This window comes from Halioglobus sp. D3-4, from assembly GCF_055809315.1.
Genome location: NZ_CM147907.1, coordinates 1,049,577 through 1,063,833, shown reverse-complemented (window position 1 = coordinate 1,063,833; position 14,257 = coordinate 1,049,577). Strand labels below are relative to the sequence as shown.

14 protein-coding genes are annotated in these 14,257 nt (G+C 55.8%); 9 read left to right on the top strand and 5 right to left on the bottom strand.

Annotated elements, in window-relative coordinates; all coding sequences use genetic code 11:
- Positions 1-80: 80 nt before the first annotated feature.
- From AC0L6S_RS04535 to lexA, 4 genes are all read left to right on the top strand, one after another.
- On the top strand, positions 81-1,097 hold the full coding sequence (locus AC0L6S_RS04535) for an LLM class F420-dependent oxidoreductase (RefSeq protein WP_473427233.1): 1,017 nt from the start codon (positions 81-83) through the stop codon (positions 1,095-1,097).
- A gap of 137 nt (positions 1,098-1,234) precedes the next feature.
- Positions 1,235-3,469 carry a PQQ-dependent dehydrogenase, methanol/ethanol family gene (locus tag AC0L6S_RS04530; RefSeq protein ID WP_473427232.1) on the top strand — a complete coding sequence of 745 codons (2,235 nt, stop codon included), beginning with the start codon at positions 1,235-1,237 and terminating at the stop codon, positions 3,467-3,469.
- Positions 3,470-3,569: 100 nt separating this feature from the next.
- A complete protein-coding gene (locus tag AC0L6S_RS04525; RefSeq protein ID WP_473427231.1) occupies positions 3,570-3,791 on the top strand; it encodes a hypothetical protein in 222 nt (73 codons plus the stop codon).
- Between the two features lie 181 nt (positions 3,792-3,972).
- On the top strand, positions 3,973-4,575 hold the full coding sequence (gene lexA, locus AC0L6S_RS04520) for a transcriptional repressor LexA (RefSeq protein ID WP_473427230.1): 603 nt from the start codon (positions 3,973-3,975) through the stop codon (positions 4,573-4,575).
- Positions 4,576-4,579: 4 nt separating this feature from the next.
- Here the strand turns inward: lexA and AC0L6S_RS04515 are convergent, their stop codons facing one another.
- Entirely contained in the window at positions 4,580-4,834 is a 255-nt protein-coding gene (locus tag AC0L6S_RS04515; RefSeq protein WP_473427229.1) for a hypothetical protein, read from the bottom strand.
- 301 nt (positions 4,835-5,135) lie between these two features.
- Between AC0L6S_RS04515 and AC0L6S_RS04510 the strand changes: the two genes are divergently transcribed.
- Positions 5,136-6,242, top strand: a complete 1,107-nt coding sequence (locus AC0L6S_RS04510; protein WP_473427228.1) for a serine hydrolase domain-containing protein — start codon at positions 5,136-5,138, stop codon at positions 6,240-6,242.
- A gap of 44 nt (positions 6,243-6,286) precedes the next feature.
- A complete protein-coding gene (locus AC0L6S_RS04505) occupies positions 6,287-7,060 on the top strand; it encodes an SDR family NAD(P)-dependent oxidoreductase (protein ID WP_473427227.1) in 774 nt (257 codons plus the stop codon).
- 92 nt (positions 7,061-7,152) lie between these two features.
- Here the strand turns inward: AC0L6S_RS04505 and topA are convergent, their stop codons facing one another.
- Both topA and AC0L6S_RS04495 read right to left on the bottom strand, forming a co-directional pair.
- Positions 7,153-9,819, bottom strand: coding sequence for a type I DNA topoisomerase (topA, locus tag AC0L6S_RS04500; protein WP_473428543.1), 2,667 nt, complete (start codon positions 9,817-9,819; stop codon positions 7,153-7,155).
- Positions 9,820-9,927: 108 nt separating this feature from the next.
- Entirely contained in the window at positions 9,928-10,374 is a 447-nt protein-coding gene (locus AC0L6S_RS04495; RefSeq protein ID WP_473427226.1) for a hypothetical protein, read from the bottom strand.
- Between the two features lie 119 nt (positions 10,375-10,493).
- Between AC0L6S_RS04495 and AC0L6S_RS04490 the strand changes: the two genes are divergently transcribed.
- Positions 10,494-10,928, top strand: a complete 435-nt coding sequence (locus AC0L6S_RS04490) for a universal stress protein (protein WP_473427225.1) — start codon at positions 10,494-10,496, stop codon at positions 10,926-10,928.
- A gap of 14 nt (positions 10,929-10,942) precedes the next feature.
- Here the strand turns inward: AC0L6S_RS04490 and AC0L6S_RS04485 are convergent, their stop codons facing one another.
- Entirely contained in the window at positions 10,943-11,182 is a 240-nt protein-coding gene (locus AC0L6S_RS04485; protein ID WP_473427224.1) for a glutaredoxin family protein, read from the bottom strand.
- Between the two features lie 187 nt (positions 11,183-11,369).
- Here AC0L6S_RS04485 and AC0L6S_RS04480 point away from each other — a divergent pair, with 187 nt between their 5' ends.
- Both AC0L6S_RS04480 and AC0L6S_RS04475 read left to right on the top strand, forming a co-directional pair.
- Complete coding sequence (locus AC0L6S_RS04480) at positions 11,370-12,275, top strand: IclR family transcriptional regulator (protein WP_473427223.1); 906 nt, start codon at positions 11,370-11,372, stop codon at positions 12,273-12,275.
- A gap of 17 nt (positions 12,276-12,292) precedes the next feature.
- The gene (locus tag AC0L6S_RS04475; RefSeq protein WP_473427222.1) at positions 12,293-13,069 is read left to right on the top strand and encodes a TrmH family RNA methyltransferase; all 777 of its coding nucleotides are present in this window, start codon (positions 12,293-12,295) and stop codon (positions 13,067-13,069) included.
- Here AC0L6S_RS04475 and AC0L6S_RS04470 read toward each other — a convergent pair.
- On the bottom strand, positions 13,054-14,229 hold the full coding sequence (locus tag AC0L6S_RS04470; RefSeq protein ID WP_473427221.1) for a vWA domain-containing protein: 1,176 nt from the start codon (positions 14,227-14,229) through the stop codon (positions 13,054-13,056). The genes AC0L6S_RS04475 and AC0L6S_RS04470 overlap by 16 nt on opposite strands.
- Positions 14,230-14,257 lie beyond the last annotated feature (28 nt).

The following is a 14,257-nucleotide window of genomic DNA, read 5'->3' as shown; positions in this document are numbered from 1 at the left end:
TCAGCGAAATTGGCCGAAAAACACTTTCTGTCGGCTCGGGTGATGACGTACAGTTACGCGTCCAGAATAGGAGATTAATCATGGCAAAACTGACACTGGGCCTGCAACTGGGCTATTGGGGCGCGCTGTCGCCGGGCAACGCACACGTCGAAATGGCACAAGAAGCAGAGCGCCTTGGCTTCGATTCTGTGTGGATGGCGGAATCCTGGGGCAATGACTGCTTTACTCCGCTGGCCTGGGTCGGCGCCCACACATCGACCATTCGCCTTGGCACCGCTGTCGCACAGTTGTCCGCACGTACTCCCACCGCTTGTGCGATGGCCACATTGGCACTTGATCACCTCTCCGGCGGGCGCATGATTCTCGGCCTCGGCGTATCCGGGCCTCAGGTCGTGGAGGGCTGGTACGGACAACCCTACAGCAAGCCGGTAACCCGCACGCGTGAATATGTAGATATCATCCGCAAAGTTCTCGCACGGGAAGAACCCGTGCGTAGTGACGGTGAATTTTACCCGCTCCCGTACACGGGTCCGGGTGCATGGGGCATGGGCAAGCCCCTGAAACCGATCACCCATCCACTGCGTGCCGACGTGCCTATTTACATAGGCGCTGAAGGTCCCAAAAATGTCACACAGACGGCACAGATCGCCGATGGCTGGTTACCTCTTTATTACTCCCCCTACCGGCAGGACGTTTACGCAGATCAGCTGGTAGACGCCAAACCCGACTTCCAAATAGCGCCCACGGTGATGGTGAACATCAACGACGATATGGCGCAGGCCCTGTACCCGGTCAAAGCCATGCTGGGTTTTTATATCGGGGGCATGGGCGCGGCCAAGCGCAACTTCCACAAGGAATTGATGGCTCGCATGGGCTTTCCAGATGAAGCGGATGCGGTACAGAAGCTGTTCATGGAGGGCAAGCGCGACGAGGCGATTGCGGCAGTACCCGACCAATTCGCCGATGAGGTATCGCTGGTCGGTCCACGAGACCGAATTCGGGAGAAACTCAAAGACTGGGAGAACTCACCGGTGACATCACTGCTGATCAATGGCGATGTCACACTGTTGCGCGAAATGGCTGAAATCGCGCTCTAGTATCCGCTATATCTGCAACCATACACACGTGACCTCCTGCCACAGTGCTCTGTGGCACTGGATCAGCGCTGTCCAACGGTATAAGCTGCGGGCACTAGTATAAGTATCAACAATCACAGCTTTGAGGGTCGATTCCTATGATGGCCAGGCACCTGCTTACTCTTTCCGTTTTAACGCTCTGCACAGCGCTTCTGGCAGCGTGCGATCGCAACGACCAGGAGGACCCGGCGCCAGACGAAGCAGCAGTCGCATCGACCCCCACCGACACCGCGCCACCACCCGCACCGCTAGCGGCCCCGGAACCTGAGCCGCCGGTTGTTGAGCCTGCCTCGGTCGACACCAGGCGTCTGCTACAGGCTGACAAGGAACCGGGTAACTGGATGTCCTATGGGCGGACCTATAGCGAGCAGCGCTTCAGTCCACTTGCACAGATCAACACAGAGAACATCGCTGAATTGGGTTTGACCTGGTCGTACGACCTCGAAACACAGCGCGGCATCGAGGCGACCTCCATTGTGGTGGACGGTGTCATGTATACAACGTCCTCCTGGAGTATCGTCCACGCACTCGATGCACGCACCGGCAAACTGCTGTGGACGTTTGACCCCGAGGTGGCCAAGGACAAGATCAAACACACCTGCTGCGGACCAGTGAACCGCGGAGTGGCTGTCTGGAAAGGCCAGGTATTTTTCGGTGCACTGGATGGCAGGTTGTTCGCTCTGGACGCTGCTAGCGGCAAGGTAAATTGGCAGATCGCCACCTTAGACCCCACCCTGCCCTACACCATCACAGGGGCACCGCGTGTGGTCAAAGGCAAGGTGCTGATTGGCAACGGCGGCGCGGAATTCGGAGTTCGCGGTTTCCTCAGTGCCTATAATGTCAAGGATGGGTCACTGGCCTGGCGATTCTATACAGTGCCTGGCGACCCAGCTCTGGGCTTTGAGAATGACGCCATGAAAATGGCGGCCGAGACCTGGAATGGCCAGTGGTGGGAACTCGGTGGCGGCGGAGGCACCGTATGGGATTCCATGGCCTACGACCCGAAACTGGATTTGCTCTATTTTGGCGTTGGCAACGGCACACCGTGGAACCGGGAAATTCGTTCACCCGGAGGCGGTGACAACCTGTTTCTATCGTCCATCGTCGCAGTGCGACCCGATACCGGTGAATATGTCTGGCACTACCAGACAACGCCCGGCGAGAGTTGGGACTACACCGCTACCCAGAGCATCATTCTGGCGGACATAGAACTGGATGGCGAGAAGAGAAAGGTGCTGATGCAGGCGCCCAAAAACGGGTTTTTCTATGTACTGGATCGCCAGACCGGCGAGTTAATATCAGCGGAAAATTATATCGATATCACCTGGGCAACCCATGTCGATATGGAAACGGGACGGCCTGTGGAAGTCCCGGGCGCGCGCTACGAGGATACCCCATTCACCATCTTCCCCTCCTACCTGGGTGGTCATAACTGGCACCCGATGTCTTTCAGCCCCGATACCGGACTCGTGTATATTCCGGTACTGGATATTCCGGCCGTCTACGGCCAGCCGGAGAACTTCGAGTACAACCCCGGCGTGGGCAACACCGGCACGGATGGCGTTATCGCTGGCCTACCGGATGACCAGGCCGAGCGCGATGCTATTGGCGCCCTGGTAAAAGGCCGCTTGCTGGCCTGGGATCCGGTTGCGCAGAAGGAGGCCTGGCGCGTCGAATACCGGGGGCCATGGAACGGTGGCACACTGGCTACTGCCGGCAACCTGGTGCTTCAGGGTACAGCCGATGGCAAGTTTGTCGCCTACCGCGCCGATACCGGTGAAGTGCTCTGGAGCTTCCCCACGCAGACTGGGGTGGTAGCGCCGCCGATGACCTATGAAGTTGACGGCGAGCAGTACATCTCCGTCAATGTCGGCTGGGGCGGCGCTTTCGCGCTGGTCTTTGGCGAGTACGTACAGGCCGAAAGCCTACCGAATGTGAGCCGCGTGTTGACGTTCAAACTGGGAGGAAAAGCGGAACTGCCGCCGGTGTCGTGGAAACCGGTCGTGATGTTCAATCCCCCCGAGTCCACGGCCAGTGCAGAAACTGTCAAACTCGGGCACACCACCTATCAGGATGTCTGCATGGGCTGCCACGGCCTCAACGCCGTCTCCGGGCTACTTGTTCCGGATCTGCGCGGATCCGCCTTCCTGTGGGACGCCCAGGGCTGGGAGGCCGTGGTACGCGGCGGTCAGTTAAAAGACCGGGGCATGGCGTCATTCGCTGACAACCTTAGCACTGAGCAATCTGAGGCAATCCGCGCCTATGTCATTGAGCAGGCAAAACGCGGGCAGGTTCTGCGGCAACAGGCCGAAAAGGAGAACACAGTCGATTGACCGGTGATCTGAATCACTTGCCTGTATTCAGGCTCTGGTGGTAGGGTTGGTCGACGGGTCCAACAAAAAGCTGCTTGGTGAAAACATCCGGAGGCAGAAAATGGCTGGTGTGAAGCAACTGAATGTCGTCGTAGTCGTCATCATGGCGGTAATCACCGCTTTAAATATGGGCCTGGTACTTAATTTTTTCGCAGCCAGTGGCCAGGCGTTGGCAGCCGCATTCAATAGCCAGAGTATTTTCCTGCTGGCCGGAGCTGAACTCGCTTTAGTACTGCTCGCCTATATTATCTACAAACAGAAAACCGGCCCGGTAAAGCACTAACCCCTTCCCCTAGCAAGTTACCCAGACACTCAGGCCCAAGAGCGACCCTCTGGCGGATAACCTTGCGCATTGGCGCGCCAGATGCCAACCTGGCCGCTGAGTTTGCTCACACAGTCATTGCAATCGCATCTTTGCTGTATATAATCACAGTAACTGTACAAAATCACAGAGGATGCACGTGATGGAAAAGCTCACGCAGCGGCAACAGCAAGTACTCGACATTGTCCGCCAGCACATCGACGAGACGGGCTATCCTCCTACCCGTGCCGATATTGCACAAAAACTTGGCTTCAAATCGGCCAATGCCGCAGAGGAACACCTCAAGGCGCTAGCGCGCAAGGGCGCGATAGAAATGATAGCCGGAGCCTCGCGTGGCATACGACTACCAGAGAGTGCAGGCATACCCATCATCGGTCGCGTCGCAGCGGGCAACCCTATCCTGGCCGAAGCGCACATCGAGGAATACTGCGATCTCCCGGCGAACTTCTTCAAGCCGCATGCCGATTTTTTCCTCCGGGTTCAGGGCGACAGCATGATCGACGTGGGTATTTTCGATGACGACCTGCTGGCAGTACACAGCACGCCGGTGGCCAAAAATGGCGATATCGTGATCGCACGCATCGAAGACGAAGTCACCGTCAAACGCCTGCAGCATACGAACAAGAAACACCTGCTGCATTTACTGCCGGAAAATCCCGACTACCAGCCCATTGTTGTCGATTTACGTGAGAAGGCCTTCGCGATTGAAGGCCTTAGCGTAGGGGTACTGCGCAGAGGAGTATAACCGCCTAGTGGAGTACGCGTGGGGTCTCTTGTGCTTCGTCAGTCTCGCCGTCGCCCTCACCGCGTTCAGAAATTGCTGCTGCTGCCTGAATACCAGCCTGTATCATCGCCTTGGCGACCTCAAGGCTATTGTCCATTATGTAGATGCGCGCTTCGTCAGAGAAACTGACAGTAAGCAGGGGGTCTGAATCACTATCCGCACGCTGCAGGACGATTTCGCCATCGCCGCGATCAACAATTTCCAGCAAGGATGTACTCACTCAATTAGCCTCTATTCATTTAACACAGTGAGCAGTCTACCAGTTGCAGCGCGATGCGACCATTCGCAATCCGCGAACTGGGATATACGTCCTACGACTGGCTGACCGATTTGAACGTCTCCACCGCTCGCTCCCTACCTCGTATTAATGAGCCAAATTCACTTGATCTGGTAAATTGACCGCACTAGCATCTGTGTAGCGACCACGGTAGCGAATTGTGTGGTAGCAAAGCCTATATAGCTCAATTGAAGCTTGGGCCCGTGTATCTGTGAGAATTACACCCACTGGGCGGGGAGTCTAAATGAAATGTGTGGTCGCGCTATCCGCGCTGCTGGTCGCTATATGCTGGAATACCTCCGCTTTTGCGCTCAACGTCACAGAGGCAGTTAATCAGTTTGTTACTCCGATGCTTAGGCCTGGCAAAGCACCCGCATACGCGGGTGTCGCCGTTGGTGTCTATCACCGTGGAAACGTTTCTTTTTACAATTTTGGGGTGCGCAATGGTAGACGTGAACCCGTAGACGAACACACCCTATTTGAGATCGGCTCAGTGACCAAAACATTCACCGCGGCCCTGCTGGGTGAAGCAACAAACTCTGGCCGCATCGGGCTGGAATCAAGCATTGCCGATCATCTGCCTGAGGGCTTGACCCTGCAGCCAGCGGCGCAAAAAATCACTCCCTTACAGCTCGCCGATTTCACATCAGGTTTGCCCGATGACCCACCGGGACTACCTCGCGAAATCCGCCTGCGAGGCATTGATCACTACACGCTAGCAGACTTCTATCAGTTTCTCTCCGCCTGGTCGCCCAAGGAATCACTCCCTGCGCCATATCGCTACTCCAATACCGGGGTGGGTTTACTCGGCCTCATTCTCGCTGGCAGTATCGAGGGGTGGGAGCAACAAATCCGCGAACAGATCACTGGTCCATTGGGAATGACCGATACGGTTGTGGAACCTTCGCCGGGACAACGGGCCCGACTGGCCCAAGGCTATTGGAGGGGCGGAGAGCCAGCGCCGGTCTGGCCACTGTACGCCTGGGCAGCAGCGGGCGCGCTGCGCTCGACGACCTACGATCTGGTGAACTATCTTACAGCGCAATTAGGTCATGGCGATGCACCTCGCAGCCTGATAGCTGCGATGACACTTACCCATAAACCGATATACAGGATCGAGCCCGGAGAGCCTGACTTTCAGGCGTTGACCTGGCGAGTCAAAGAAACGGGACCTAACGGCGAGCAGATTGTCTTCAAGGGTGGCGCGACCGGTGGGTTCAAGTCTCTCATTGGTTTAAATCGCGAGAAGGACCTGGCCGTTGTCCTCCTGGCCAATTGGCACGCTGCTATGCCCGAAGCGGTTGTACTTAACATCATTGGTCACATTAATAACCAGCCAGAGGCAAGATAAGGTGCGCCCGTGCTGATGCGTTGTTACATCGAGAGGAAGAATGTATGAGCAAGGGACACACTGCATTGATTACCGGTGCATCAGCAGGACTGGGCGCGGAATTTGCGAGGCAACTCGCGGAGCAGGGATGCAACCTCTTACTGGTGGCGCGTAGACGCGAAAAACTGGAGCAACTGGCGGCCGCTATCGAGGCTGATAACGGCGTTACATGTTCTATCGCCACGGCCGATCTGGCCGATCCTGCGGCCCCGGCGGCATTGTATGAAACGACCCGGGTGATGGGCCTGCACATCGATTATCTGGTAAACAATGCCGGCAGCGCGGGCCCGAACCTACTGGAGGAGCGCAACTGGGCCGAACAGGCAGACTTCCATCAACTGATGATGACCTCTGTCGCACACCTGTGCCATCTATTTATCCCGGATATGCGCGAGCGTGGCTTCGGTCGAGTGATCAATGTCGCGTCAGTTGCCGGTCGCGTTCCGCGCGCAGACGGCTGCAACTACGCACCGAGCAAGGCGTATGTCATTGCGCTATCGGAAGCGCTGCATGCCACACTGAAGGGTACTGGAGTTAACGCCTGCGCCCTGTGCCCAGGCTTTACCCATACCGATTTTCACGAGGCAGCCGGTATGCTGGAGATGAAAAACCGTTTGCCTGAATGGATGTGGTATCCAGCCTCTACAGTAGTGACCGACGGTCTCAAGGCTGTTGAGAAAGGTAAACCAATTAGTATTTCCGGCCGCCTCTATCGCTGGGTAGACCCTCTATTTCAATCCGTGCTGACGCGACGGTTATTTCGAGCGCCGGGACGGTAAGAGTACTCAGCTACTTTCAATGTAGAAAAGATTTCCGCCCGCCGGCGTTGTGGTGCGTACCTTTTAGTCCGGCAACAGGAATAAACACACCTTTATTTACCCGACTTTTTCTTCACAGTACGCTTGGCCGGTGCGGCATCAACCTGCCATTTACCCTTACTATAGAACGCTTTCCAACCTGTTGCTTTGCCATCCACCTCTGTCATTACGTACTGCTCTTTGGTTTTGCGACTGAAGCGCACTTGTGTCGGATTGCCATCATTATCCTCGGTGGGTGCACTGAACAAAAACGTGTACTTGGGATCGATCTCAGACTTGTGAGGCAATAACTCCTTCACCAGCGGCGCGCGTGTCTCGCGATTGCGCGGGAACTGACTGGCGGCCAGAAACAATCCGGCTGCACCATCACGCAATATGTAGTGATCCTCGACTTTTTGGCACTCGAGTTCCGGCATGGGCACCGGATCCATTTTGGGAGGTGCAGCCTCACCGCTGCGCAGTAATTTACGCGTGTTTTTACAGCCTTCGGCGGTGCAGCCAAAATACTTGCCAAAACGCCCCGTTTTGAGCTGCATCTCGGCACCGCATTTATCGCACTCCAACGTGGGCCCGTCATACCCCTTGATCTTGAACTTACCCTCCTCTACCTCGAAGCCGGGGCAATCGGGGTTATTGCCACACACGTGAAGCTTGCGGCTTTCATCGATCAGGTAGCTGTCCATAGCGGTGTTGCACAGCGGACAGCGATGTTTGCTGCGCAACAGGCGAGATTCAGCCTCGTCATCGGCATCCTCTCTGATGGCCTCATCACCCGGTGTCAGGTTGATCGTAGTCTTGCAGCGCTCCTTGGGGGGCAAGGCGTACCCGGAACAGCCCAGAAAGACACCGGTGCTTGCCGTTCTAACCTGCATTGGCCGCCCACAGGTAGCGCATTCGATATCGGTCATCGTCGGCTGATTCGGCTGCATGCCGTCAGGCTCAGGTTCCTCCGCTTTTTCCAGAAGTTCACTGAACTCAGCATAGAAATTATCCAGCAGCTTGTGCCACTCCAACTTGCCCTGCGCTACCTCATCGAGGTGCTCCTCCATGGACGCGGTAAAACCATAATCCAGTAACTCAGCAAAGCTGTTCTGCAGGCGCTGGGTGACAATATCCCCCATCTTCTCTGCATAAAAACGCTTGTTCTCCAGCCGCACATAGCCGCGTTCCTGAATGGTCGAAATAATGGCCGCGTAGGTCGATGGCCGGCCGATACCGCGCTTTTCCAATTCTCTCACCAGGCTCGCCTCACCGTAGCGGGATGCGGGCTTGGTAAAGTGCTGCGCGGGATCGAGTTTCAACAGGTTGAGTGGCTCGCCCTCTTTCACATCGGGCAGCACTGCATCCTCTTTCTTGCGAGCGGCCGGGGCCAGTACACGGGTGTAACCGTCAAAGCGGATAATGCGGCCTCGGGCACTCAGCTCGAAGTCACCCGCAGCGGCGGTTACCACGGTTGAGGTGTATTCCGCATCGGGCATCTGCCCGGCGACAAACTGGCGCCAGATCAGCTCGTAGAGGCGCTCTGCATCACGCTCCATACCCTTTAATGAGTTCTGCAGCACGTTGACATCCGAAGGTCGAATAGCCTCGTGTGCTTCCTGTGCCCCCTCCTTGGATGCGAACAATCGTGGTTGATCGAGCAGATACTGTTTCGGGAAGTTCTTTGTGATGTAAGAGCGACAGGCCTCCACCGCATCGGCGCTCAAATTGGTGGAATCGGTACGCATGTAGGTGATATAGCCCGCCTCGTACAGGCGCTGCGCCATCATCATGGTTTTCTTGACACTGAAACCGAGCCGGGTGCTGGCCGCCTGCTGCAAAGTGGAGGTGATAAATGGCGCCGGCGCCTTGGAGCGGGTCGGCTTGTCTTCGCGCTTGCTGACGAGATAGGGCAGTTTCTGCAACGCTGCCACAGCCGCCATGGCTGCAGCCTCTTCACCCGGTCGAAACTCCTTACCGTCCTGTTTGCGTACCTGAAAGCGCACTTCCTCCCCGGCTCGGGTTGCGAGGTCGGCATGGATTTCCCAGTATTCCTCGGGGACAAACGCGCGTATCTCGCGTTCGCGCTCGACAATCAGGCGCACAGCGACCGATTGAACTCGCCCTGCTGAAAGCCCTCTGGCGACCTTCGCCCACAACAACGGCGACACCATGAAGCCGACCACCCGATCCAGAAAACGACGCGCCTGCTGGGCGTTGACGCGATCCATGTCCAGTTTTGAGGGCTCCTGGAACGCCTCGGTAATGGCCTTTTTGGTAATCTCATTAAATACAACCCGCTGATAGCGTGACGGGTCGCCACCGATAGCCTCTTTCAAGTGCCAGGCGATAGCCTCTCCCTCGCGGTCCAGGTCGGTCGCGAGATAGATCGCATCGGATTTTGCCGCCAACTTGGTCAGCTCATTGACCACTTTTTCCTTGCCGGGCAGCACCTGGTAATTTGCCGACCAACCACTGTCTGGATCAATACCCATGCGTCGCACCAATTGCTTACGCGCGTTCTTTTTCTTGTACTCGGCTTTCTGCTTGGGAGCCATTTTGCGCGTGCGCGCGGCTTGCGCAGCACGCTCTTTGGGGTCCGCCTTATTCGCACCACTACCGGACGTTGGAAGATCCCGGATATGTCCGATACTCGATTTTACGATGAAGTCGGGGCCGAGATACTTGTTGATGGTCTTGGCCTTGGCCGGCGATTCGACAATAACCAGTGATTTACCCATAAACTCCTTACTAACCTGCAAAAATGGTCAATTTCCCCGCGCAAGCTGCGCAAAAAAGGGGCATATATATGTCGCCAAGTCGCTGGGGTCAAGAAAAAATACTAATCTTCACTGTATTAACAATTCGCACCAGCGCTCCAAAACCTGCTTTATTTGCTCCACACCATCCTCCCCTTCCGTCTCCCGCCAGTACACACCGCAGCTGAATTGATCGACGCTGGCAGCGATTACTTCGACCGACAAATCCAGCAATGGCGCGGGTACAGGAAGGCGCGGGCCGACACTTCGCCAACCCTGGGCATCCCGGGTCCAGACGCCCGAAACGACCGTGTCGGTACGGCTGGTAGGTAGGCGCTTACCATAGTAAATGACATTCCTGGCCTGCCCGGTCGCCACAACACGCACGGGGGCGTCGCGAAACTCAACAAACAGGTTATGTACCGCGGCATATTCCCGCAACCCAGCGATTTCGCGCTGCCGCTTGCTGGGCAAAAATTGCACAAGTGGCGCCAGGGCAACCGCGATCACCAAAAGAATAAGCAGGAAAGTCAGCATTTATATACCTGATTCAGGTCAAGCCAAAGGCATCTTCGCAACAACCCACGCTCAGGCTGGTTGCCCCGGGCGCATTCTATGCTATAAATGGTGCAGAGTTTACGAGACGGAGCAAAGACATGTCCCAATACACAAACATACTGGTCGCAATTGACCTCAGCGATGAGTCAACTCCGGTGGCAGAGCGGGCGCGTGCGCTGGCGGATGCCAATGGGGCAGCACTGCACTTTATCCATGTTATCGAGCCGCTGAGCTTTGCCTACGGTGGCGATATACCCATGGACTTCTCCGGTATACAGGAAGAGATTCACCAACAAGCAACACAGCAGATGCGACGTTTTGCTGAAAAGCACGGTATCGACATAGAGCATCAGACCATCGTATTGGGAAAACCGGAAGTGGAAATACACGGCGCGGCAAAGGAATTAGGCACTGATTTGATTGTTATCGGCAGCCATGGTCGCCACGGTATTGCACTTTTGATGGGCTCCACAGCAAATGGCGTATTACACGGTGCCAGCTGTGACGTACTTGCTGTTCGTGTCGGGAAGTAACATCCGCCCGGCACTCAGGACGCCAGAAAGGCCTGTAATTGCTCTGGGTCGAACGGCCAGTTCAACTCTCGCCCGTCGGGGTGTTGCAAGACAGGTATTAACAGGCCGTACCGCTCGAACAGCCCATCCGAGTCAACGATATCCACGGGCTCAAAGTCGGCGTCTGTCCGAGTGTTCAGCTGTGCCATCAGCATAGCGTGTGCCTGTTCACACAGATGGCATGCGCTCGTTCCGTAGAGCCTGAATAATTTCACGTTTATACTTCCCTCCAGCACTTTTCCCCGCAGCTGGCAATCGCGCCAGCGCAGTCTCACATGCGTTGCCAGTAACACTTGAACTACTGCACCAGCTGGCGGTAACATGCCACTCCAAGTACAACAATATATACCGCAATATCACCCTCGGGCCAGAGCACCCTGAACGAGAACCCGGAGCATAAAAGTGGCACTTTTTTCCCAACCGACCGCGCGAGCGCTGGCTATTCTGGATTTACTAATGGCGAATCCACATCAGGCATTCGGCCTGACCGAGATGACGCGCAGATTAAACCTGAATAAGGCCACTTGCCATGCAATTCTTACCACTATGGCAAACTACGGATTCCTCGTTCAGCACCCCAAAACAAAAGCATACCGCCTGGGCCCCTCCATTATAGCCGCCGGCAACGCCGCGTTTGCACAATTCCCGGTGCTGGAATATGCCCGACCGGAACTTGAAGCATTGCAGAACGACCTCGGCATCGGCTTCGCCGTTACCGGGCGCTCCAAACTGCATCAGGTGCTGCTTGCACTGTACGGTCGAGCAACACCGTTGATCGATTCTTTTCAGCTGGGTTTACGGCTCCCGAATACTGCACCTGTGGCAGCCTGTTTCACCGCGTTTTCCGATGCCAAATACCTGGAAGAATGGCTTACCAGAGCACACGAATCACGCGGGGGATACAATGAAAAGCTGGACCAGAAACTGCGCGTTTCACTCATTGCGATTCGCGCAAGAGGCTTCGAGGTCAGTCTGAAAACCCAGACGGAAGCGAACCTGTGGGCCGAATTATCACGAATACACAACTCCTGGAGCCTGCTCGAACTCGATGAGGCTGCGCGGAGGTACCAACACGATTTATGCGATGAACACTACCACCTGGACCGGGTCGACCCCAAAGCGCGTTATGAAGTCAGTACCATTACTGTACCGGTATTCGCCTACAAGGAACTTCCGGTCATGTGTTTTGTGGCAGGGTCATTTGAAAAAGCTATCAGCGGCACACAGGTTGAGGAAATTGCAGCGCGCATGAAAGAGTCTGCAGACCGGGTCACCGCGCTCGCCAGCGGCAAAAATAAGGTGAGCTGAGACCGCTCAGTCTACCTATGTCAGAACCTACCGATTACGCCCAAAAGAAGTCTTTTTTCGATAAAGTCGTCACCGTCTATGGCCGCAAGCCGGTACTGGAAACCCTGCAGAACGACACGCTGGATTGCCATGCTGTCCACCTTGCTCACAGCAACAGAGAGGCGGGGATCATCGCGGACATCAGACAACGTGCCAGGCAACGGGGTGTGCCGGTAAAAACCCACAGCCGCGAAGAGCTGTCCCGGATATCGAAAAATGGCAGGCAGGACCAGGGCGTCGCGGTGGATGTGATTTGTCCCGACTTCCGCGATCTGGATACTTTTCTTGCTGAGTGCGCAGCACAGCCACAAAGGTTACTTGCGCTGGACGGCATCACCAACCCACAGAATCTCGGTATGATTATCCGCTCAGCTGCCGCGGGTGACGTGGACGGTATTATCCTGCCGCGCAAGGGCACAGCGGCGCTGGGGCCCCTGGTGATCAAGGCCAGTGCCGGAACACTGTACCGCGCCCCCCTGCTGCTTTGTGCCAGCCTGCCAGCGGCATTGCGTCAGTGCCAGCAACACGGCGCACAGGTGTGCACACTGCACGCCAGTGCAACGAAATCACTGTTCCAGCACCAGGGGGCGGCGTTCACGATATACGTATTGGGGAACGAAACAGAGGGTGTCAGCGCACAGGTCAGCGATATAGCGGATATGCAGCTGTCAATTCCGATGCGCAACGGCGTGGAGTCGCTCAATGTGGCAGTGACCGCAAGCCTGATCGCCTACGGCACTTATTTGGAAAGGTAGGCCATACCCTCTTCCATACCCGCAAGCGTCAGCGGGTACATATGCCCTTCCATCAACTGATTGGTAATGGCCACTGACTGGGTATACTGCCAGTCTTCCTCCGGCACCGGATTCAACCAGATCACCTTGTCGTAGACTTCCTGAAGGCGCCGCATCCAGACTTCTCCAGCCTCTTCATTCCAGTGCTCCACAGAGCCGCCCGGCTGTACAATTTCGTACGGTGACATTGAGGCATCGCCGACAAACACCACTTTGTAATCGTGGCTGTATTTGTGCAGGATATCCAGTAACTGGGTACGCTGGTTGTGACGGCGAATGTTGTTAGTCCAGACACTTTCATACAGGAAGTTATGGAAGTAAAAGCTCTGCAGATGCTTGAACTCTGAGCGCGCGGCCGAAAATAGTTCTTCGCACACTTTTACATGCGGGTCCATCGAGCCACCGACATCGAGAAACAGCAACACCTTCACCGCGTTGTGTCGTTCGGGCACCATTTTAATATCCAGCAGACCGGCATTGCGGGCAGTGGAACTGATCGTGTCATCGAGATCGAGTTCGTCTGCCGCCCCGGTTCGCGCGAACTTGCGCAGGCGCCTCATTGCAACCTTGATATTGCGGGTACCCAACTGCACGCTGTCGTCCAGATTCTTGAACTCGCGCTTGTCCCATACCTTCACCGCTTTTTTGTTGCGCCCATTCGGGCCTACGCGGATACCCTCAGGATGGTATCCCTCCTGGCCGAATGGTGATGTGCCTCCGGTCCCCACCCACTTGTTGCCGCCCTCGTGCCGCTCCTTCTGCTCTTCGAGGCGCTTTTTGAATTCCTCGATCAGTTTTTCGAGTCCGCCGAGTGACTCAATCTGGGCCTTTTCCTCTTCACTGAGGTTCTTCATGAACTCAGAGCGCAACCAGTCGTCGGGTATCAGTGCCTCGATAATATCGTCAAGCGCCTCAAGCTCCTGAAAATGCAGCCCGAAAGCACGATCGAAACGATCAAAGTACTTCTCATCCTTGACCATACAGGTACGGCTGAAATAGTAAAAATCATCCATATCTGCGAATGCGACATGCTGCTTCAGACCTTCCATCAGGTCGAGCAACTCCCGTGTGGTTACGGGGACACCGGCATCCTTGAGTCCGTGAAAAAAGTTGATCAGCATGTAGACTCCAATGCGTTTTCGCAGTGAT

What these genes read in the sequence shown, in the direction of transcription:
- AC0L6S_RS04470 (WP_473427221.1), bottom strand. Translation starts at nt 14,229, where the DNA reads ATGCTGATCAACTTTTTTCACGGACTCAAGGATGCCGGTGTCCCCGTA.
- AC0L6S_RS04510 (WP_473427228.1), top strand. Translation starts at nt 5,136, where the DNA reads ATGAAATGTGTGGTCGCGCTATCCGCGCTGCTGGTCGCTATATGCTGG.
- lexA (WP_473427230.1), top strand. Translation starts at nt 3,973, where the DNA reads ATGGAAAAGCTCACGCAGCGGCAACAGCAAGTACTCGACATTGTCCGC.
- AC0L6S_RS04530 (WP_473427232.1), top strand. Translation starts at nt 1,235, where the DNA reads ATGATGGCCAGGCACCTGCTTACTCTTTCCGTTTTAACGCTCTGCACA.
- AC0L6S_RS04490 (WP_473427225.1), top strand. Translation starts at nt 10,494, where the DNA reads ATGTCCCAATACACAAACATACTGGTCGCAATTGACCTCAGCGATGAG.
- topA (WP_473428543.1), bottom strand. Translation starts at nt 9,819, where the DNA reads ATGGGTAAATCACTGGTTATTGTCGAATCGCCGGCCAAGGCCAAGACC.
- AC0L6S_RS04505 (WP_473427227.1), top strand. Translation starts at nt 6,287, where the DNA reads ATGAGCAAGGGACACACTGCATTGATTACCGGTGCATCAGCAGGACTG.
- AC0L6S_RS04535 (WP_473427233.1), top strand. Translation starts at nt 81, where the DNA reads ATGGCAAAACTGACACTGGGCCTGCAACTGGGCTATTGGGGCGCGCTG.
- AC0L6S_RS04525 (WP_473427231.1), top strand. Translation starts at nt 3,570, where the DNA reads ATGGCTGGTGTGAAGCAACTGAATGTCGTCGTAGTCGTCATCATGGCG.
- AC0L6S_RS04495 (WP_473427226.1), bottom strand. Translation starts at nt 10,374, where the DNA reads ATGCTGACTTTCCTGCTTATTCTTTTGGTGATCGCGGTTGCCCTGGCG.
- AC0L6S_RS04475 (WP_473427222.1), top strand. Translation starts at nt 12,293, where the DNA reads ATGTCAGAACCTACCGATTACGCCCAAAAGAAGTCTTTTTTCGATAAA.